Here is a 22,339-nt window from a genome sequence, read left to right as displayed (position 1 = left end):
TAGTTTTTTGGTTTGTAAGTTTGTTAATTTATAAGTTTTTTCAAGTTAAACGTAGTTACTTGAAGGACAATAATCCTGCTGCTGAAACCGATGCTAAAAGTATTGACATCTAACTCCTCATTGGCATTTTTACAATTTTCTTCCCAATGCCCCGTAGACAATCTTTGCTACGTAACGCCAGCCGATTTCATCGTCAAGGTCTTCGCCTATCTGACCGCGTATGTAGGGCACCTCAATCCCTTTTATGCAATAATGCAGAATGTCGGCAGTTATCTCCACATTGTCGATATCAAACAGTCCCTGCTCTTTTCCTTCCTTCAGCACAGTACGGAAAAGCTTCATTTCATTGGCATCAAAATGCTTGCGCATTGCTTCCACACGCCAGATATCGCGAAAGAAATTGGCACGCAGCGTACCGTTGCGATATACCGCCAGCTTGACAATATCCAAATGGGTGGAAATAAGTTGAAGAATCTTTTCATCAGGAGGAATATCTTTCTGGGCAACTTTCTCCATCGTATCGGAAAGCATTTCCAACTCCGACTTGACTACAGCCATATAAATCTGCTCCTTATTTTTAAAATAAGTATACAGCGTACGGCGTCCCTTTTTCGAAGCCACGGCAATATCGTTCATTGTCGTAGCATCCACTCCTTTCTTGGCAAAAAGCTGTCGGGCTACGTCTACTAATTTTGCTCGGGTCTTCAGTACGGTCATCGTTAATCCTTAAAATTGCACAATATCTATATAACGTGAGCAAAAGTACAGTTTTTCTTCCGACTACACAAATTTTTTTTATTGTCTTTTTGGAGTTAAAAGAAGTCAGAAGGAACAGAAGGAACCAGAGGGAAAATAAAAATGCAGACATGCATATTGTCTTTTTATAGTCCTCGAAAACAATTCGCAAAATTAACCTGGGCAAAGAAACTGTTTTGAATTTATCGTGTGCTGGTTTGGAATGAGTTTTTGAGGCATTTCCGTTTGTGTGATGAGAAAGATAGCGGACTATCTGACGAAGGACAGAAGCGGAAAGGACAAAAAAACCGCCCAAAGCACACACGAAAACGAATACATCAAACCAAGAAAAACTTTTTGGAGAAATTCAAAACAGTTAAACAAGCTCCATATAAAATCTGCTGCAAATCCGAAGAACAAGCGAAAAAAATCTGCAAATCATTTGCATATTTAAAAAAAAGTCTCTACCTTTGCACTCGATTTAAGAAAACAATGATTAACATCGCGGAGTGGAGCAGTTGGTAGCTCGTTGGGCTCATAACCCAAAGGTCGTCTGTTCGAGTCAGGCCTCCGCAACCAGAAGCAGGAGAGGAACGGAAGTTTCTCTTTTTTGTTTTATACGGATATAGGAATATGCCTAAAGAAACAAAAACCCCTCTTTCCCTACTGCTTCCCTACCGAAGTCTAATTTTCAACTGAACACTATGGCACGTATCTACAACAAACTGACCGAACTTATCGGCAACACTCCTCTTCTAAAGCTGAACCGATTAGGAAACGCACATCATGTCCAAGCCTCCATTATGGCAAAACTGGAATACTTCAATCCGGGTGGAAGTGTGAAAGACCGCGCCGCGCTTGCCATGATAGAAGATGCCGAACAGAAAGGGCTTATCGCATCTGGAGCCACCCTCATCGAACCGACCAGCGGAAACACTGGTATCGGAATGGCATGGATAGCCAATATCAAAGGGTATAAAACCATCCTCACCATGCCCGAAACTATGAGCGTGGAACGACGGATGCTACTGAAAACAATGGGAGCACAACTGGTACTCACACCGGGAGCAGAGGGTATGAGCGGAGCCATCCGAAAAGCAGAAGAACTGCACCGTGAACTACCTAATTCTATTATCTTAAAGCAATTTGAGAACCCTGCCAACCCACTTGCCCACCTGCATACAACGGCTGAAGAAATATGGCAGGATACCGATGGAAAAGTGGACGTGTTTATAGCCGGGGCAGGAACTGGAGGCACGATAAGCGGAGTAGGAAAAGGACTGAAAACCCATAATCCCCACATCGAAATCATCGCTGTAGAGCCAGACAGTTCGGCTGTATTATCGGGAGAAAAAGCCGGAAGCCACCGCATTCAGGGCATCGGTGCCGGATTTGTCCCGAAAAACTATTATCCGGAAACAGTAGACCGCATTATCCGCATCAAGGATGATGACGCCTTTCGTATCGAAAAAGAACTTGTCATAACCGAAGGTCTGCTGACAGGTATCTCATCTGGAGCCGCCGTATGCGCTGCCCTTCAGCTTGCTGTACAACCGGCTTATACCGGTAAAAACATTGTGGTGCTTCTACCTGACACAGGAGAAAGATATCTTTCCACCTTTTAAGAGCTTGTTAGTTAGAAGGAGTTAAAAGCCTATTGGTTTTCAACACCTTTTAACTCTGTGAAATAACTCCTTCTAACTTCTTAGTCTTAAAAAAGCTTCTCTATATCTTCCTCTTTCAGCACAGCCAGTACGGTCTTGCCATCGGGAGTATAATTAGGGGTAGGAACGGCAAAAAGTTCGTCCACCAGATTATTCATCTCTTCTGCCGTCAAGACTTGTCCCGGCACAATGGCCGAAGCTTTTGCCAGCGATAAGGCCAGCGCCTGCTGTATTTCTTCTTTCACGTCCTTACCTTTCTCCATCGCAGTCTGAACCAAGTCGGTCACCAACCGCTCTGGATTCAGTCCTTCGATGCCTGCGGGTACACCATTGATGGCATACGAGCCTCCACCCAAATTGCTCAAATCGAATCCCAAAGCTTTCAAATCGTCCATAATCGTTTCCAACACCGGTATTTCGGAGACAGAGAAATGTACCATCTCAGGGAATAACATGCGTTGTGATACGTGCCGCTTGTCGGCTATCTGCTTCATATAACGGTCGAACAAGATGCGGATGTGCGCCCGTTGCTGGTCGATAATCATCAGCCCCGATTTTACGGAAGTCAGTATATAACATCCTTTATACTGGTAATGCTGTGTAACGCTCTCTTTCACGGTTGCTTCGGGATGTGCATCGTAGAGTGTAGGAGAAGCCGGCTGTATTTCTTCCGTATGCCAGCTATCCTCAGAAGCGGGTGTTTCCGCTTCAGGCTGCCAGGCATTGCTTTTCCGCTCCAGTCCCTCGAACAAAGGCTCCCATTGCGTATGCTTCTGGCGAGAGGAAGAAGGAGAATACGAAGAGGGAGGAGCCGTTGAAGTCTTTACATCAAACGGATTGTAAGAAGGATCATACGATAGTGACGGCTGCACGACCCCAGCTTGCTGGTCGGGCTCAAATGCCGGAATATCGGGCATCCCTTCGGTATCGAAATCAATGGAAGGAACAGCATTGAAACGTCCCAGTGTCTCTTTCACCGCCGCCGAAAGGATTTGCCAGATAGCCTGTTCGTTTTCAAACTTGATTTCAGTCTTGGTAGGATGGATATTGACGTCAATATTGGCCGGTTCCACCTCAAAATAAATGAAATAAGATACTTGTTCGCCCACGGGTATCAAGTGTTCGTAAGCATCCACCAATGCTTTATGAAAATAAGGGTGGCGCATAAAACGTCCGTTGACAAAGAAGAACTGGCGGGCGCCTTTCTTACGTGCTGTTTCAGGCTTACCGATAAACCCATGTATTTGCACCATACTGGTAGTAACGTCAAGCGAAAGCAATTCCTGATTCAGTTTTTTGCCAAACACGCCCATAATGCGCTGGCGCAAAGGCAAGACAGGGAGATTCAACATTTCCGTGCCGTTATGATGCAAAGTGAACGAAATGTCAGGATTCACCAACACGATGCGTTCGAACTCGGTCAGGATATTACTCAGTTCTGTCTGGTTCGACTTTAAGAATTTGCGCCGTGCCGGCACGTTGTAAAAAAGATTCTTCACACTGAAATTACTTCCGCAAGGACACGCCACTGCTTCCTGCCCTTCTACTTTCGAACCGGAAATAGTCAGCAGTGTTCCCAGCACGTCCCCTTCCTGACATGTACGCAATTCCACCTGTGCCACTGCAGCAATAGACGCCAAGGCTTCTCCTCTGAATCCCATTGTGTGGAGGGCAAACAAGTCGGATGCCTCACGAATCTTCGATGTCGCATGCCGCTCGAATGCCAGCCGCGCATCTGTTTCCGACATTCCTTTCCCGTCATCAATTACCTGTATACACGTTTTTCCAGCATCCGTTATCAGCACATCTATATGATGCGCACCTGCATCCACTGCATTCTCCACCAATTCCTTTACCACGGATGCAGGACGCTGTATCACTTCGCCCGCCGCAATCTGATTAGCTACGGAATCAGGCAACAAACGTATCACATCGCTCATATATTCTATACTCCTAAAGAAATTTCCTCTGTCAACTATCTGGTATGGAAGAATCGGCTTCCTCCACATTCTCCTTTTCCTGGTTTCCAGCCTCTGTTTTTCCGGCATCACTTTCCGACGGAGCCTTTTCTTCCACTTTCTTTTCTGGTTGGGCCAACTTGTCAAACAAGTGCTGGTTCGGAAGTTCTATCGGACCACGTACATTCTTCTTCAACTGATCTTCTGCTTTCTTGGCACGCCAGTTGAAAATATCCTCCTTATTCAACGGACGGATGTAATCGAACCACACAAAGTTCTCCAATTTGTCTTTCCCTTTCGGAATCATCAACATCGGATACAAAGTACCGTTCGACTGGGGGCTCATTACCATCCGTTCCAATTTCTGGTGCTCCAGATAGATTTCCAGCTTACTCGTCTCAGACACATTCATACCAATCAGCGTACTGTCCGAATCCATCGGATAATAGACCAGGCGTACCGAGCCGATAACTTCAGTCTTATGCATTTCCCCATCGCGGAAATAGGCTTTCATCTCCTTTCCCGTCACCTGATTATACATTGTCGAATCCAATTCTTCTACCGACAATGCCTGATTGATGATATGAGCCCAGTCAATGGTGCTGTCATTCATATAAATGCATATCTTCTCTCCTACCAGTTGTTGATTCTTGTTCCACAAAATAGGATCCTGGTACATTGTCAGACAACTGTCTTTGGTAGAGAATACCAGCGAATCTGCGACTCCCTGCACATCCGTACGATAGAAACGCACCTTATGAAAAGCCTGCATCTCCCTGAACATCGTATCCGTATCCAGATGGAAAGTGCGCATCATCAGCGTATCACCGTGAAGAAACAAACTGTCCCCCTGCGAATAATCAATCCCCACCGCCTTATCGGTAGCAAAGGCAAACTTGGTCTTCTCATTATAAAAGCCATATTCGCCGGTCATCATATTCTTGTTGATGGTATCGGTCATCACCATGTTGCGGAATGCTTCGCCCGTTCCTGCATCACGGTCATAATACAAGGTATCACCAGTCAGCTGTTTCCCGTCATTGGTCAGAATCGAGCGGTTGTACAAATAAGCTTTTCCGGTCATCGTATTATATGTACCCAGCTCGGAATAAATATGGTTATTGTCACTGTCTATATCCGACGGCCCCACGATGTTGGCTATCTTCGTCAGCGTATTATATTCCAGCGTATCCGAAGTCAGCGTAAACTGCGGGTTAACCAGCTGTACGTTATAATTGAACACCGATTGCTTCGTACTGGGATTGTATTCACCCCATTCAGAAGTCAAGACGTTCTGCTCGTCCATCAGTGTTCCTCCGTCAAAAAAATAGCCGAGATTGTACACACGGTCATAGTTCAGACTATCAGTCAGCAACGTAGTATTCTTATTCTCCATCCGTACGTTCATACGTACTTCAGCAATCTGCGTATTCCCGTCATAAAACAATCTGTCTCCATACAGAAAAAGCGTATCTCCCTGATTCATCTTGACATTGCTGAAGGCTTCAAACGAACTTATCTTGTCATAATAATAAGCACTGTCGCAATACATATACACACTATCGTGCCGGAAAACGACATTGCCCACCACGACCTGTGCATCAGGATGACGAGAATCTTTCCGCAACAAGTCCGAATGTATCAGATAAACCTTGCTCTTGGGTTGCTGTTTCTTGGGAGTTGTCTGTTTCTGAGGCATTTGCCGCTTTTGCGCCACCGAATCCTCCTGCGTCCCGGCTATCTGCGAACGAAGCGGTTTCTGCGCCAAAAGACAAAAGCCGAAAAGGCATAGGACACTCACCAAAAGCGCCCTATGCCCGTTTATCCTATATTTCCTGTTCTTTTCTTTTTGCATCATAACTTTTTCAGTTCATCGCTTAATCCATCCCGGATATTTGAATTCGCAATTGCGCCATTTCGGACTGATACGCACATAAGTGTTCTTCTGCTTGTCAACAATCCATTTCTGAAGCTTCTCTTCGCTCCTCTTTGAAGTTACCATCGCCTTCAGACGCTGATAGTCTTCCGTAATGGTAGCCTTATGTCCGTCAATGCGGTTCTTCAGTTTCACAATGGCACACACCTGCTTGCCGCTTGAGTTAATCATCGTAAAAGGTTTTGAGATTTCCCCGATCTGCATGCCTTCCACAACTTTCGCTACATCTTGCGAAACCAGTCCGGCAAGTTCCTGCATCTCGAAACGGGAAGTATTCGATTGCGGATTGGCAAGCAAACCATGATTGTTTCGGGTATCCTTATCCATCGATATCCACGTGGCGGCATCATCAAACGAGAATTTTTCTTTCCGGATGTCATCGGCAATGGAATCCAGACGCGCCAAAGCAGCATCAATGTCTTTTTGGTCTACTTTGGGACGCAACAGAATATGACGGTAGTTCACACGGTCGCCTCGTTTTTCTATTAACTGTGCAATGTGAAAACCAAATTCCGTTTCGAACACCTTCGACACCTTTTTGGTATCTGTAAGGTTAAACACCACATTGGCAAATTCGGGAACCAATGCACCACGGCCCGTAAATCCACCTTCACCACCACGGCGTGCCGTACCAGGGTCTTCCGAATAGAAACGTGCCAAGGTAGAAAAAGAAGTCTCGCCTTTATTTACCCGGTCGGCATATTCACGCAACTGCGCTTTCACCCGTTCTATCTCTTGCTCCGAAATTTTGGGCTCCTGCGTAATAATCTGCACCTCTACCTGTGTAGGTACGAACGGAATGCTGTCTTGAGGCAGTTTGTTGAAATAGTTACGCACCTCGGCAGGGGTGAGCTTGATGTCGCCCACGATTTTCATCTGCATTTCTTGCACTGTCTTGCCGTCGCGGACATTCTCACGAAGCATTTCACGGATCTGCGTGTAAGTCTTATTATAATATTCTTCCATTTTCTCCCGCGAGCCGATTTGTTCAGTCAGCCACGAAATGCGTCGTTCCACCTCTTGAATCACATCCTGGTCGGACACCACGACACTGTCCAGTTCTGCCTGATGCAAGAAAAGCTTCTGCACCGCCAGTTCTTCTGGAATCACACAATAAGGATCACCGTCGAAATGCCTGTTTTCGTATTGTGCGTTCAAACGTTCGTTTTCTACATCTGATTTCAAGATAGCCTCGTCACCCACTACCCAGACGACCTCATCTATTACATTGTCTTGGGCATAAGCAGAAATCCCTGCCAGCAACAACAGCATGCATACACACCATCTGATTACTCTAAACTTATTCATTGTCAGGTTTATAATAAATTATGTCATTAGCCTCCGAAGCCTCTTTATATAAATCATGCTTCATCTGATTTATAAATTCCACACGCTTCAGATTAATTATCATTTCTTTTATCTCATTCTTGGCATATTCCAGCGGCAGGCGGTCACCCTTCGGAAGAAACTTTTCCACATGCAGGAAATAACAGAAAGCCGTATCACGTACCTCCACATTCTTGTTCCGGTTCAAATAATCGGGATCTGTATCCAACGCATCAAGGGGAAGTTTCAATGAAAATTCCGACACCGGACGCCAACGGTCGTAAAAATAATCATAACTCACTGCATGGGCAATGCTGAACTTTTCCAACCTGTCCACAGCCTCCTGCGTATGTTGCTTGTACCATTTCCGCACCAGATTCAAGTTTTGCGTATGCAAAGGAACTTTGACAAACACACCTTGTATGTAAGGTTGCTCTGCTTGAAATTGTCCGGCATGCCGCTCATAATACGCACTGATTTCTTCCTCACTCACCTCGTTGCCCAACTTCTGTCTTACCAGTTCTTCCTGATAAGCATGCATAATCAGTGCCCGCCGGTAAGCCTCCACCTGCTGGTCTATCTTTACATTGTCGGGAATATTCCCCTCTGCCTTACGGTAAAGCAAGTTATCTTCCACCCAATTACGGATATACGCCTCGGCAAATTCTACGCTGTCTTTCCCTTTCACACCTATCGGCATCGCCGCATCCACGTCTTCTTTGTACAGAAACGCATCCCCCACCTCCACCAACGGGGTTTTCCCCTGATGGTTGAGCGTCTTGGTGCAAGCAGTCAAGACCAGCAATCCTATGGTCAAGAAACATCCTTTATTCATCTGTGACGTTTTTCGTCTGAAAGACCGAACGAAGATACAGTTTTAATCGATTACTTCCGCTACAATTAACGGTTTTTATATATCAAAGTACGCAATTTTTCGTCATTTTACGATTAGAAAAAAACATAGAAGAAACTTACACATTTATGAACCGCATAGCTGCCTTGCTTGTAAGATTATTAATCTTCACGCCGAAAGATTATTAATCTTCACGCTGTAAGATTAATAATCTTACAAACGATGCAGCTATATGGCGAAGAGAACAAAGCTTGCTTGTCATGCCGGATATGTGAGCCGGCGTAACGGAAGAAGCGGATTGGCTATCCAGCATGACACTGGAAAACAGGAATAACACCGGCTGTGTGTATTCCATAACAACTCCCCTTTAACTTCCTGGTGACTAAATGCCGACATTCAGCTGATATTTTCTTCATTTTCCAACACGCGTCCTTAATTCTTCCAATTGTCTCATTTTCAAAGTTCTGGCAAAATCCGTTTTCACTTGTCCATACACATCTGTATAATTTTCCGGTCCCTTCTTCAACCGTTTACCTACCACAATAGCATACGGATAACGTGGGTCATGCGGCATCTCTCCACACTTGAAAGCCAACTTATCGATATACGGATTCTTTCCTATCTGAAACAATCCTACCTGTATCACAGCATCCACCTCGGGATGTTCTGCCTGCCACATCCGAAACACCTCTTCCATCTGCTCCATCGGAACTTTTTTCAAACATTTGCGAATGCGTGAAGCGCTTTTTTTATCTTTGCAAAGCACTACAGCCCCTTTATAATGTGGAAATTCCCATGCATAAGCCTTCTTGTTAGCTTCGAAAAAATGCTTCAATTCATTTTCATCGCTAACATCAGGCAAAGGATGACGAACATCCCACCATGCCGCCAGCATACAGTTCTTTACCTCCGTCAGACAACGTTCCACTGCAACATCTTTTCTTTCACCGTGTTGCCATTGCATATAACGCGACCGGTTAAGTGCCGGATTTTTCTCCCCCAACCGGTCCAGATAAATCTCCAGAAAAGGACTTGCTTCCTCATAACTGATAGCCGGCTTCCGGTCGACTAATTTGATAATATGCACGCCCAACGGCGACAAAAACGGTTTCGTATAGGTTCCCTTCCGCATTGTATCCAAACGACAAGAGAACTCCCTCAGCAAAGCCACCGACGGACACCATTGTGCTTCGCATCCTTGTTCCAGATATATCTCGAAAGGCATTCCGCCCTGCAACGAAACATACACCGAATCCATTTGCCGGCAAACCTGCCCTACTTCGTTCCGAGTAGCACGTTGCGGAAGCAACCGGACAATTTCTTCCAGTTTCACCCAGCCTTTCGCCGAATAACGTTCCACACTTTCACGGTAAAGCGCATGCAGTATAGAATCCTGGCGACCTGCATCAAGCAACACCGCCCGCAATGCCTTTCCTTGTTCCACCTTACAACGGTGACGGAAAGCAGGCACGGTATCCCAGCCACAACGTTTGGCATCTGCCACCTTCAGAAGAAACAATTCATCATCCAATTTATCGGCATAAAGAAAAGAAGCAGCCTTCAAAAAACAAATGAAAAGAATCAAGATTCTGGACAATTTCATACGATATGCTTATAAAAACGAAAGACACAAAGACACAAGATATTTACAATTCTATCTACGAAGTACAACCGCTGTAAATCGTAAACAAGCAGTAAATAAAAACTTGGTGTCTCTGTGCCTTTGTGTAACAATATCTTATCCTTATTGCGGACGACTGTAGTTAGGAGCCTCGCTGGTAATCGTCACATCGTGAGGATGACTTTCCAATACACCTGCATTGGTAATACGCGTGAATTTCGCATTGTGCAATTCCATAATGTTATGCGCACCACAATACCCCATTCCTGAACGCAAACCGCCTACTAACTGATAAATCACCTCATACAATGTACCTTTGTAAGGAACACGTGCCGAAATGCCTTCCGGAACCAGTTTCTTTACATCGGTGGTCGAACTCTGGAAATAACGGTCTTTCGAACCATTTTCCATAGCTTCCAAAGAACCCATGCCGCGATAAGACTTAAATTTACGTCCGTTGAAAATAATGGTATCGCCCGGTGACTCTTCGGTACCAGCCACCAATGAGCCAATCATTACGCAATAACCACCTGCAGCCAATGCTTTGACTACATCACCCGAATAGCGCAAGCCACCGTCAGCAATCAAAGGAACACCTGTACCTTCCAATGCTTTTGCCACATCATAAACAGCAGACAACTGAGGTACACCTACACCAGCAACCACACGTGTAGTACAGATAGAACCCGGACCAATACCTACCTTCACAGCATCAGCACCAGCCTCCACCAGCATCTTTGCCGCATCACCCGTAGCCACGTTTCCTACCACGATATCAATATCAGGGAAAGCCTTCTTGGCTTCTTTCAACTTTTCGATAACATACTTCGAGTGTCCGTGAGCCGTATCAATCACAATAGCATCGGCACCAGCCTTTACCAACGCTTCCATACGTTGCAACGTATCATTGGTTACACCTACACCCGCAGCCACACGCAAGCGACCTTTAGCATCCTTGCAAGCCATCGGTTTATCTTTTGCTTTGGTAATGTCTTTATACGTAATCAGACCTATCAGTTTACCATTCTCGTCTACTACCGGTAATTTCTCGATTTTATTCTTCTGAAGGATATCCGATGCCGTTTCCATATCCGTACCCGGAGCTGTAGTCACAATGTTCTCCTTGGTCATCACCTCGTCGATACGCTTATTCATGTCACGCTCAAAACGAAGGTCACGGTTGGTCACGATACCTACCAGATAGTTTTCGTCATCCACTACCGGAATGCCGCCAATCTTATATTCTGCCATGATATCCAGCGCATTCTTTACCGTGGAACCACGTTTAATGGTCACCGGATCGTAAATCATACCATTCTCGGCACGCTTTACGATAGCCACCTGACGTGCCTGCTCTTCAATAGGCATATTTTTGTGAATAACACCAATACCTCCTTCGCGGGCAATAGCAATTGCCATCTGCGCTTCGGTAACGGTATCCATGGCTGCCGTCACAAACGGAATCTTCAATTCAATGTTGCGTGAAAACTTAGTCGTGAGATCGACTGTTTTTGGTAAAACTTCTGAATAGGCAGGAATCAACAATACATCATCGTAAGTCAATCCGTCCATCACTACTTTATCTGCAATAAATGACATAGGGTTTATGTTTAGATTTTATTGCGTGCAAATGTACGAATTTTATTTGAATCTAAAAAATAGCAAGACATTTTTTCACTTATTTCTCCTGTTTTTTTAGGTTTCAGGCTCTTCCAAAGCAGCAATTTGCTTTTCATGATACTGCCACCCTATGCCGTTCTTACCTCACTACTTTTCTTTTATAAATGCTATCAACGTTTCGATATTTCCACAAGCCACAGGCTCTCTACCTGCGGGATGCCATACAAATAAATCTGCTTCTCCAGAACCGGCATCAATATATGCTTCCGATTCCACTTCACGGTCGGCACAAATGGCATAACGGCGTAAAGCTTTCTGCACCATGTCATATCGATACCCCTCTCCTGTCAGCCTGATGCTTCTTACATATTCGGGCGCAATACGGAACAATCCGCTCCGGCGATCGAATGCAATACCCTCGCGGGTAAAGAAAGTCTCCAATGTACCGTCCAACGAAAGATCTTCGGGAGTCCCGACAACTACCCCCTGCCGGTCCATCAACCAAAGCTTATCAGCTATCTGAAGTGCCAGCTCAAGGTCGTGCGTAGAAAGAAATACGGTCTTATCCAAACCATGTGCCAGCGTGCGCAGCAAACGCATCATTTCTACCTTGCTGGGAAAATCAAGAAAGGCGGTCGGCTCATCCAACAAGATGACCGGAGTCTGTTGTGCCAAAACCTTAGCTATCATCACCTTTTGACGTTCTCCATCGCTCAAAGTATGTATCATACGGTCAGATAATCCGGCAATACCTACCTGTTGTATCGCCTCTGATACGATACGCTTATCTTCTTTGCCCAGTGTTCCCCAAAAACCTGTATACGGACTTCTTCCCAAACCTACCAGTTCTTCCACACTCAGATTGGTCACTTCGCACCGTTCTGTCAATACAATGCCTATCAGTCTGGCAAGCTCCTTATCTGCATAATCCGACAAACGTTTGCCTGCTATCCATACTTCCCCAGCCAAAGGAGGTTGGGAAGCCGACAAAGTACGCAATAAAGTAGACTTTCCAGCCCCGTTCGCCCCCAGCAAACAAGTCAGTTCACCATTATAGACAGATGCATTAATATCCGATGCCACACGTATCACACTGTGTTTTCCAGTATAACCGGTAGAAAGGTGCCGAAGCTGAATTACAGGTTTTTCCATCATACATGCCAAACATAAAAAAGAGAAGCCACCCTTACAAGGTGACTTCTCCCATTGTTATCATTTATTAATCAAAACACGTCTTATGACCGATGATTAATCGTTTACTGATGCCATGTGAGCAATCAGATCCAATACTTTGTTAGAGTAACCGATTTCGTTGTCATACCAAGAAACAACTTTAACGAAAGTATCAGTCAAGTAAACACCTGCGTTTGCATCGAAGATAGAAGTCAACGTGCAGCCCAGGAAGTCAGAAGATACAACTGCATCTTCAGTGTAACCCAGAACACCTTTCAATTCGCCTTCAGAAGCTTCCTTCATAGCAGCGCAGATAGCTTCTTTAGTAGCCGGTTTAGCCAAGTTTACAGTCAAGTCAACAACTGAAACATCCAAAGTCGGCACACGCATAGAGATACCAGTCAGTTTGCCGTTCAGTTCAGGAATAACTTTACCTACAGCCTTAGCAGCACCTGTAGAAGACGGGATGATGTTGCCAGAAGCAGCACGGCCACCGCGCCAGTCTTTCATAGAAGGACCGTCAACAGTCTTCTGAGTAGCAGTAGTAGAGTGAACTGTAGTCATCAAACCGTTTACAATACCGAACTTGTCGTTCAATACCTTAGCAATCGGAGCCAAGCAGTTAGTAGTACAAGAAGCGTTAGAAACGAACTGAGTACCCTTAACGTAAGTCTTTTCGTTTACACCGCAAACGAACATCGGAGTAGCATCCTTAGAAGGAGCAGACATAACTACGTATTTAGCACCAGCCTGAATGTGAGCCTGAGCTTTTTCCTGAGTCAGGAACAAACCAGTTGATTCAACAACGTATTCAGCTTCTACTTCATTCCATTTCAAGTCAGCCGGATTCTTTTCTGCAGTTACGCGGATTTCCTTACCGTTAACAATCAATTTGCTATTTTCAACGTCAGCTTCGATAGTACCGTCGAACTGACCGTGCATAGTATCATACTTCAACATGTAAGCCAAGTAATCTACCGGGCACAAGTCGTTAATACCTACGATTTGGATATCGTTTCTTTTTTGAGCTGCACGGAATACGAAACGGCCGATACGACCGAAACCGTTAATACCTACTTTAATCATTTTGCTTAATTTTTAAAGGTTTTATAATAATGTTATAAACACTCTCTGTTTTCGGTTGCCCCAGCAAGAAGTCTGTTCTTTCTTTCTGACTGCGTTGCAAAAATAAGCAATTCTTTCATAAGTTGAGCACGAAAAGTATTAAAATTAAGAAAAAAACAAGTTACATTTTACCACTTCTTCCTTAAAAGCTCTGCTTTCCACCTCCGAATATATCATTTTGCAATCCCTACTTTACATGGCAGGATTTTTCCCATCAGAATGACAATCGCATTGTACAACGCACACCATGCGTCTGTATATCGGGATTATCGCGATAATTCAGACGCCATACATAATCCAGACGGAGAAACTTGAAGATATTCTCTATACCTACACTGGCTTCCATATAAGGAGCACGCCCCAGCTGTGAAGTCTCTTCCGGAAAACGGAACAGACCTTCACCATTTTTTACAGGATTGTTCTTATCTGTCAAGTGTCCCCATAATCCACGAAAGCAAAACACCTCACGCCACTTCAATTTCTTAATCAGCGGAATGCGGTTGAACAAATTTCCATTCATATAATAAGTAATGTCCCACGAAGCATACTCATCATTTATAAACTCCATAGCATTCATGTTCGTATAAGTTTCGGGTTGGATGGTATAAGTAAGGTTGGCATTAGGCAATATCAGAAGCGGATAAGGCACCTTGTTCCATACCTTGCCTGCTTTAAGAATGACATCCAGATAGCCGAACGCCGAAAACCAGAAACGTTTCTGCATGCCGACATCCGTACGCTGATAAGTGTACGACGACCCCAGTACCCCTTTCTTTGCCATCACGTGACTCAAATTGAATATCAAGGCATCAAACGTAATCGGAATGCGCTGCGTACGGGTCTGGTAATATTTCTCGTCCTTACCATAACGCAATTTGATTTCCAGTTCCGTCATGTCATAATGATTACGTGGCGTTACGCTTCCGTCTGTCCCGATGCAATCGAAAGGAGCATATGGCGTGGCATATTCACGCCGGTTACGGAGAATCACGTTATACGAAAACCCGTTGTAATGTTCGCGTGTATAAGTCAGTTCGGCATTCCGCAAGTATGTGGCACGCGTGTCTTTCTTCCGGCGGATAGCAAGCATCACATTGTCTTTGCTGGTATACATGTAATTCTGCCCCAGCTTGTTGATATCATACATATACTCCAAGCGAAGGGAATGCATGGGATATTCCATGCGGTACGTCTGGCGAGGATTGAACGAATATTCCACCATGGCATCGTATTTTATCTTCTTGTCGCGCGTGCCATACGCAGCATAGCCTTCAAAGAACCAATGCTTGTCGAAAACAGGAGTCGTACCTCCACCTACACGAAAACGTGCACCTTCGATGGCATTGCCGTTAATGGTACTGTTCATCGGTCCTAAATCGAACCGGTTCTTCCGGGAATCTTTATTAGTAGGAATATAACCTGAAACCAAAGTTGTCACCACCTTTTCGGTCACATAAAAAACAGGAATCGACCGAAGCCTCTTCATCAACTGTTCTACTGAATTGGGATTTTTCTTGCGCGCAACTTGCGGGCGATGTTCTTCCCAATAATCCTCCGAACGGCTATAAGCCTCTTTTTGCGTAATAACCGGTGCACTTTGAGCAAAAATCTGCCTTTGTCTGTCATCGGGAGGAAGAAATGAATGATGATCGTATATTATCAGCCGCTGGGCATACATGCCTTTCGATTTCTCACTCAGTTTAAAGTTTACCCGGATATCATCTTTCTTTAAAATACGGATATTGGCAGAATCCCGTTCGAACACCTGCTCAATAATCATACCTGATACAAAATTCAGGTTGATGTCTTTCGGAACATTAAGTATCACTTTCTTGACAAAATAGGTAGAATCAAGCGTAACGAACAAATGCCCCGTAAAACCGAACGACTCGGAATTGAAGGGCACAAATCCCAAATCTACACATTTACGACCTTCCACCTGAAGCGTATCGAGCAAATAATACTTATAAAATCCCGGTCCGAAAGTAGATAGTGGACTGACAAAACGCTGAAGAAACAATGAAACATTATTCTGGAAAATATCCACTTCCTGAAAAGCTTCGCTCAGGAACTGCTGTACCCCGTCACGCGAAAACACTTCATCTACTCCCGATGACTTACTTCCCATCAGCAAACGTTTCTCCGACTTGGGGGACTTCCGGTAATATACCTTCTCCAAGCGTTCTTTTTCTGACAAAGGAAGTACCGTAGTCCCTACTTCAAGTGTATCAATAAACTCGGCAAGAAAATCAAATTTTCCTATTTTCCCACTCTTTTTGGGCTTTGGCTTATAATCATTCATAGCAAAGACCATTTTCTCATATTGGTCATAACTGAAATAATCTTGATTACGCGGGTCATTGCTCTCGCGCCGGTCAATCACTTGTCTGGCAAACCGCACTGCAGGATTATCCTTTCTCCTGTATCGTTCACGTTTCGGCTTCACCACGATATCGCTCAATGTGACACCACTCGGTATCAAGGCTATGTCAATCCGGTTGATTTTCCCCAGCTGAACCGTAATATTACGGGTATCGTATCCCAAATAAGAAACCTGCAGGCGGTTGACCGATACAGATGTAGCCAAGCGGAAACGCCCGTCATCTCCGGTACGTGTACCAGCAGAAGTACCTTCGAGCATCAGCGAAGCGTATGGCAATACTTCTCCGGTCACCGAATCACGCACGGTTCCTTCGATAACGGTCTGTTGCCCGTAGGAAACTACCGGGAAACACAACATCATTACAAGCCAGACAATTTTCTCCTTCATATTCTCCTTATTATAAATACTTCACCTGCCAGGCTTCGAAATAAGCAGGCTTTTCCACCATCAGTTCCCCCTGTGCATCGATAAACAACTGCACCGTGGTGCCCTCGGCACAAAGCGTATGGTCGCTTGCACGAAAGACCTGATACATATAATCCAATCTTGCACCGGGCTTGTACACATAGCGGGTATGTATTTCGACACCATCGTTCAGCAAAAGCGGAGCATAATAGCGGACACGTAAATCATATACAGGCGCATAAATGCCTTCCCGCTGCATATCGGCATATCCGATGCCCGGATAATGCCTGCCGAAAGACTCTCGTCCGTCTTCGAAATATGTCACATAAGAACCATGCCATACCCGGCGCATCGAATCGATTTCGCTAAACTTCACTTGCACCTGGCAAATGTCCAACAACTCTTTCTTCATATCTTATGGAAGTTGAAATGCTGTATCCGGCACATGGGCATCCAACATAAAACCGGAAAAGTCATAACGGGTATAGTTCTGCCCCCGTTCATTCATCTGTAAGCTCTTACACTCTCCTTTCTGCAAGTCGACGGTCAGTACAAAAGAAGAAAACAACAATCTGCGGCGCACCTTGTTTCCTCCATCTACCCGAGGTGTTACTGTCAAGGTACAAAGACCATCTTTCTCTTCCATTTTCACCTCTGCCAGTTCTTCGGGACTAACCGAAATATCCATGCCCAGCACCATTTGCTTGAACACCTCTACCAGCGATTCGAATTGAGCTTGTGTCTGCCCTTTTGCCACGCTTTTACGTCCCGATTCTACCATCGTAAATTCATTGCCTTCCATCAGCAACATATCCTTATCTCCTTCGAAACGCATGCACATCCGTCCGGGAGCCTTGAAATAAAGTTTCCCATCCAATCTGGCATCTTCTGCAAAAGCTACATTGTGCTTGATACGCACCACAGAAGCCGTAAGCGTATGCACACTTCTATACTTCTTCATGACTTGTGTCATGCCGGCACCTTGTGCCCACATAAATGTAGTACATGCCAGCAAAAATACCGATAAACATACCAGCCATCTTTTCATCGTTGTTCTCATGTATAAAGTCCTCCATCAATTGATATTACCTCTCCCGTAATGTATCCGGCTTCGGGCGAAATCAAAAAGCCGACCAATGCCGCCACTTCCCGGGTCAAGGCATATACATCCGTCTGTAGTTCCATATATGTTCTGTCTTTAAATTAACTATATTCTATTTCTGTATCACTTGCTTCCATATCCAATCCCGTCCTATAATTTCCGCACACGTGAAAAGCGCGGTCATAGTTACACCTTGCACACCATGCACCATCAGGCTTTGTCCTGTGAGGAACAGGTCGGGAATGGGCGTACGCACCGGAAGCATCCCTCCAAACGGACTGTTGAAATCTTTCCGCATGCCGTAAGCCGACCCGTCGGGAGTATGCACATAGTCACGGTATGTAAGCGGAGTACTGGTATAACATTGCACGACCGCTCTCCGCAAACCAGGTATACACGATTCGGCCAATGTCATACAGGCATCTGCCATACGGAGTTTCATTGCCTCATACTCCGGCCCTCTCTTACCTACTTGGGTAAATATCCATGGACGGCACAGACTCCAGTCCATCGGAGCCAATAAATCGATTTGCCGCACATACTCTCCTCCATCGTCCGGAACATGACTGGCTACCAATACTCGGTCAATTTCTCCATCTGACGGATATGTCCAAATATCAGGATGCCGATATACATAGTAATTCCAGTTCGCATAAGGCAATGCATGAGGTTTCAGGCACAACGATACCGTAAACATCCCATTGGTGTTTTCCTGCCGGCATATCCGGTGACGATACACATTCTTCAGCAATCCCCCTTGCTTCAACATCCGGCACATCTCTGCCGGATGGGTGGCACAAATGAATTGTATCCCTTCGTAAATTCTTCCGTCCTTACACCGGACTCCCGTCAGTTGACCTTCCTTTTCCAGTAATTCATCTACTTCCGCATTACATATCACCTCGCCTCCCTGCGAACGGATTTGTTCTGCCAACGCCTCTGCTATCAGCGAACCACTGCCTGCAATCCGCCAACTACTGCCCACATAACCACAATAGCCATGAGCAAATGTAAACAACGGCAATGTGTCTTTTCTCAGTTCCATCTTCAGTGAAGCACCACTCAGCACGTCGACCAGCAAAGAATCGTCAAACTTCTCCTGCAGATACCGGTACGCATTGGTCTCCAACATCCAAGTATGGAAATCCATATCCGATGAATGAGGGTTCAAGGCATTCAGCTGCATTTCTTCCGTCCGCTTCAACAAATCAGCATATTGGTATAAGGCATCTCTTTTCGCCGGAAACTCATCGGCAAGCATTTGGGCAAACCGGTCATAACCTTGTGCCAGTGCAAAGGTACGCTTTCCTATCATCACACGGTCGACCACCTCATCCATGCGCTTCCACGGAAGTTTCATCAATTCCAAATAGTCGAATACCCGACGCAAGAGTTGTCCTTCCTCCAGTCCTCCCACATAATGGAACCCTGTATCAAACTCCATTCCTCCCCGGCGATAACTCTGGATACATCCACCTGTATGCTTTCCTTTCTCCAGCACGAGCAGGCGTTTTCCCGCCCGTGAAAGGATACAGCCACACACCAGTCCCCCCAGTCCGCCTCCTATTATTATAATGTCGTATTTCATTTCTTCTTCTGAATCATTCTGAACACAGCGGGCTGTAGCACATAAGAGATAATAACAGCCGCCAGCAATCCGACCAAGGTAGAGAAGCCCACCGAACGGATTGCCGGATGTACCGCAAACAACATCGAGCCTACAGTTACCACTAATATAACCGCACTGAAGAAAATAGCGGTTTTATGGTATCCCAGCAATCGCGTGTCGCGTTCTTCTCCTATCAGTCCACTCATAACAAAGATGCTATAATCCACTCCGATACCAAAAATAAAAGTAGAGATAATGATGTTGATAAGATTAAAACTCATATCGAACAACACCATCATTCCCAATACAATAAGCCAACTGAATACAATCGGCATAAATCCCAGTAACGTATACCGGATATTCCCCCTGAAGCTGAAAAACAAGACCAGCAAGACAAAAAGCATAGAAACCCATTGCAATACACTGAAGTCATCGTTCAATTGCATCAAAGTATCCGTAGTATAATAATAGGTATCCAACACCAACATGTGAGGCTGTGTTGCAATAGCATCGCAAATACGATGATAATCGCTCGTCTTGCTACGCACCGTATCATTGGCGCATCTCACCGACGTAAAACACAGGTATTCGCCATTATACGATTGCTCCATTAATGTAGACTGATATCCTGCAGGGATGATACCCGCCTCATACAAGGCATCGGATGATAATCGGCAGTAGCATATTCGAAAAACAAGTCAAAAGCTTCGGGACGCAAGCCAACCTGAGGTGCCGTACGGGTAATCAACTCGTGCACCCGTTTCAGACGGTCTTCGTTCCAATATGCTTTCCAGGCATCTATACGTTCTTGTTGCACACGTAAAGGAACGAATATCCGGTCGGTACGTGTATAACCTTTCACTAGTCCTGCCTGCTGAAGCGAATCCAGTTTCCGGGCCATTCCGGCAAAACGCTCCACCGCCTCTTCCATCGTAGCTCCAGAAGTGGCGAAATATTTCTCTTTATCGCCCGTATACGTCTTGCTTCGCAACAATTCTTCCGAATAGGTGGTAATATCTGCCTTATATCCCAGGTTATGCATATCAGCATCAAAACGTGTGCCTCCGGCCAGGTAAAGTCCGATACAAGCCACAGTTACCACCAGAATAACAATCAATAAAGGTTTGCTTCTGTCGAACGGCACCGCATTGATACGGTCAATTAAGGCAAAGGCACGCCGGTTCAACTTATTTCGCTTCGGACTTAAGAACTGCGGCAAATAGATCAAGCTGAATGCCGTAGTGCCCAGAATGGCGAAAGTGGCAAAAAGTCCGAAGTCCTGCAACAACTCGGTACGAATAAATACTACTCCCATAAACGAGCCAATGGTTGTAAGACAACCCAGACACACCGGCTTGACTTCGTCACGCAAGACCTGTTCGGGATTACCAACATACTTATAATGGGTGATGATGTGTAACACATAACTGAATGCCACACCCAAAATAACCGCTCCGATACCCAATGCCAACAATGAAAATTGTCCCTTGATGAAATACATCAAAGCAAGTCCGAATAACGTTCCGAACAGGACGGGCAAAACCAACAAAGGAAGTGTATCCCAATTGCGATAGCAAACAAAAATAAAAGCCAATACGAAAAGCAACGAACCGGAAAGGGTGCCAGCCAAGTCCGACTTGATTTGTTTCGAATTATAAAAGCCACTGGCAGGCGTACCGTGATAAGCTATCTTGATGTCAGGAGCCGTCTGGGCAAATTGAGCTATCTGTTCATTCAACATCGTAAACAAAGCAGAACCTTGACCTGTATTAGTTGCCGAATAGCGGGGCGTAATAAATGCCACACACACCGTAGAGTCACTTACGAAAATATGCCCGTCAAGGATTTTATAACCTCCTTTTTTCTCTCCAGCTGATGCCGGCAAGAATTGCTCCTTCAGAAGCATACGCATACCTAGCGGATCCATCTGGATAAGTTCGGGATATAACGTGCCTATCGGGCTGAGCAAATCCTTCCGGTTCATCTCCATCTGCCGGCGAAAATGCTTTTCGGTCAGCATCGTGTCGATGCAGGCATAAAAGCTTGTATCGATATAAGCAGGGAAATGTCCACTCAGGTAATCAATGGCATCCGGCAAGAGTTCTTCAGGCAAACGGTAAAACACCTCCTCTATCACCCGGTGTAATGAATCGGACAAGGCATCCTTAGCCTGCAACGAATCAATAAAGGCATCACACACCTCTGCCATACGTTCGGTAGAAACACCCTCTTTGCCTTCGAATACCAAAAATGTCTTGTCCTTAATACGCAAGTTGGCAAAAGCCAGCTTGGTCGTACCATCTTCGTTTTTCGAAGAAGGCATCAGTTTATTGATGTCCTCCTCCAGATGAATGCATGAAGCACAATACCCAAAGAAAGCAAACAACACAACCAGAGATATCCAACACACCATACGATGACGCCGGAAAAAACGATAAATTCTGATGCAAAGTTCTGTCATTTCTCTATCTCTCCTTTAAATTCCATATACGTAATACCTGCATCGGATAGAGTAGCGGTCAACAGGAACCTTCCTTCCCCCAATACCTGAAAATGCAGACGGAGATCCAATTCGGGACACACATCGGGAGATGCCAGCGAAGTAAACCGGCATTGTTTAATGAAAACAATAGATACACATTTGCCTACCGCTTCTTCCACACATTCTTTCATCATCTCGATATTACATGCCCCCGGACATACAGGCCTGCCGGGGAAATGCCCCCGATATACATCGCATCCGGGCAACAAAGCAACATGAAAAAGAGCGTCTTCGGCTCCATAATGTGCACTATATACCTTATAATAATTGTTTCTGAGTAACATGTC

Annotated in this window: 16 protein-coding genes, 1 tRNA gene and 2 pseudogenes; 2 read left to right on the top strand and 17 right to left on the bottom strand. The window is 45.1% G+C overall.

What is annotated here, in order from left to right:
- Positions 1-129: 129 nt before the first annotated feature.
- The gene (locus tag B5F25_RS01435; protein ID WP_022041035.1) at positions 130-717 is read right to left on the bottom strand and encodes a TetR/AcrR family transcriptional regulator; all 588 of its coding nucleotides are present in this window, start codon (positions 715-717) and stop codon (positions 130-132) included.
- A 521-nt stretch (positions 718-1,238) separates the two neighbouring features.
- On the opposite strand from B5F25_RS01435, the gene B5F25_RS01425 reads away from it, so the two are divergent.
- Positions 1,239-1,314: transfer RNA gene (locus tag B5F25_RS01425), tRNA-Met, on the top strand.
- Positions 1,315-1,439: 125 nt separating this feature from the next.
- The gene (gene cysK / locus B5F25_RS01420) at positions 1,440-2,360 is read left to right on the top strand and encodes a cysteine synthase A (RefSeq protein WP_087247153.1); all 921 of its coding nucleotides are present in this window, start codon (positions 1,440-1,442) and stop codon (positions 2,358-2,360) included.
- Positions 2,361-2,446: 86 nt separating this feature from the next.
- On the opposite strand, the gene mutL is transcribed toward cysK, so the two are convergent.
- The 16 genes and pseudogenes from mutL to B5F25_RS01345 all read right to left on the bottom strand — a co-directional run bounded on the left by mutL (position 2,447) and on the right by B5F25_RS01345 (position 22,336).
- Entirely contained in the window at positions 2,447-4,339 is a 1,893-nt protein-coding gene (gene mutL / locus B5F25_RS01415) for a DNA mismatch repair endonuclease MutL (protein ID WP_087207429.1), read from the bottom strand.
- Between the two features lie 157 nt (positions 4,340-4,496).
- Positions 4,497-6,215, bottom strand: a pseudogene (locus B5F25_RS01410) (OstA-like protein); the annotation flags it as partial.
- 12 nt (positions 6,216-6,227) lie between these two features.
- Positions 6,228-7,601, bottom strand: coding sequence for a peptidylprolyl isomerase (locus B5F25_RS01405; RefSeq protein WP_087207431.1), 1,374 nt, complete (start codon positions 7,599-7,601; stop codon positions 6,228-6,230).
- Positions 7,594-8,454, bottom strand: coding sequence for a peptidylprolyl isomerase (locus B5F25_RS01400; protein WP_022041030.1), 861 nt, complete (start codon positions 8,452-8,454; stop codon positions 7,594-7,596). The genes B5F25_RS01405 and B5F25_RS01400 overlap by 8 nt, the downstream gene beginning before the upstream one ends.
- Before the next feature lie 430 nt (positions 8,455-8,884).
- Entirely contained in the window at positions 8,885-10,075 is a 1,191-nt protein-coding gene (locus B5F25_RS01395; RefSeq protein WP_087247151.1) for a peptidylprolyl isomerase, read from the bottom strand.
- A 141-nt stretch (positions 10,076-10,216) separates the two neighbouring features.
- Entirely contained in the window at positions 10,217-11,692 is a 1,476-nt protein-coding gene (gene guaB / locus B5F25_RS01390; RefSeq protein ID WP_022041027.1) for an IMP dehydrogenase, read from the bottom strand.
- Positions 11,693-11,860: 168 nt separating this feature from the next.
- Positions 11,861-12,865 (bottom strand): ABC transporter ATP-binding protein, encoded by a 1,005-nt coding sequence (locus tag B5F25_RS01385; RefSeq protein WP_087247231.1) that lies wholly within the window; start codon positions 12,863-12,865, stop codon positions 11,861-11,863.
- Between the two features lie 96 nt (positions 12,866-12,961).
- Positions 12,962-13,972: a type I glyceraldehyde-3-phosphate dehydrogenase gene (gap, locus tag B5F25_RS01380; protein ID WP_013617444.1), complete on the bottom strand. Its 1,011-nt coding sequence runs from the start codon at positions 13,970-13,972 to the stop codon at positions 12,962-12,964.
- Between the two features lie 253 nt (positions 13,973-14,225).
- A complete protein-coding gene (locus B5F25_RS01375; RefSeq protein ID WP_087247149.1) occupies positions 14,226-16,781 on the bottom strand; it encodes a DUF5686 and carboxypeptidase-like regulatory domain-containing protein in 2,556 nt (851 codons plus the stop codon).
- 10 nt (positions 16,782-16,791) lie between these two features.
- The gene (locus tag B5F25_RS01370; protein WP_022041023.1) at positions 16,792-17,211 is read right to left on the bottom strand and encodes an acyl-CoA thioesterase; all 420 of its coding nucleotides are present in this window, start codon (positions 17,209-17,211) and stop codon (positions 16,792-16,794) included.
- A gap of 3 nt (positions 17,212-17,214) precedes the next feature.
- On the bottom strand, positions 17,215-17,847 hold the full coding sequence (locus B5F25_RS01365; protein ID WP_087207437.1) for an outer membrane lipoprotein carrier protein LolA: 633 nt from the start codon (positions 17,845-17,847) through the stop codon (positions 17,215-17,217).
- An 8-nt stretch (positions 17,848-17,855) separates the two neighbouring features.
- A pseudogene (locus B5F25_RS01360) lies at positions 17,856-17,948 on the bottom strand (SDR family oxidoreductase); the annotation flags it as partial.
- Positions 17,949-18,013: 65 nt separating this feature from the next.
- Positions 18,014-19,489, bottom strand: coding sequence for an NAD(P)/FAD-dependent oxidoreductase (locus tag B5F25_RS01355; protein WP_087247147.1), 1,476 nt, complete (start codon positions 19,487-19,489; stop codon positions 18,014-18,016).
- Entirely contained in the window at positions 19,486-20,121 is a 636-nt protein-coding gene (locus tag B5F25_RS22315; RefSeq protein ID WP_241148330.1) for an MMPL family transporter, read from the bottom strand. The genes B5F25_RS01355 and B5F25_RS22315 overlap by 4 nt, the downstream gene beginning before the upstream one ends.
- Positions 20,121-21,971 (bottom strand): hypothetical protein, encoded by a 1,851-nt coding sequence (locus tag B5F25_RS01350; RefSeq protein WP_241148329.1) that lies wholly within the window; start codon positions 21,969-21,971, stop codon positions 20,121-20,123. Before B5F25_RS01350 ends, B5F25_RS22315 begins: the two co-directional genes overlap by 1 nt.
- Entirely contained in the window at positions 21,968-22,336 is a 369-nt protein-coding gene (locus B5F25_RS01345; protein ID WP_022041018.1) for a hypothetical protein, read from the bottom strand. Before B5F25_RS01345 ends, B5F25_RS01350 begins: the two co-directional genes overlap by 4 nt.
- Between the last annotated feature and the right edge of the window lie 3 nt (positions 22,337-22,339).

It is taken from the genome of Bacteroides sp. An19, from assembly GCF_002160215.1.
GTDB classification, from domain to species: domain Bacteria; phylum Bacteroidota; class Bacteroidia; order Bacteroidales; family Bacteroidaceae; genus Phocaeicola; species Phocaeicola intestinalis.
Note: the sequence above shows the minus strand (reverse complement) of the source record. Positions and strands in the feature narration are given on the sequence as shown.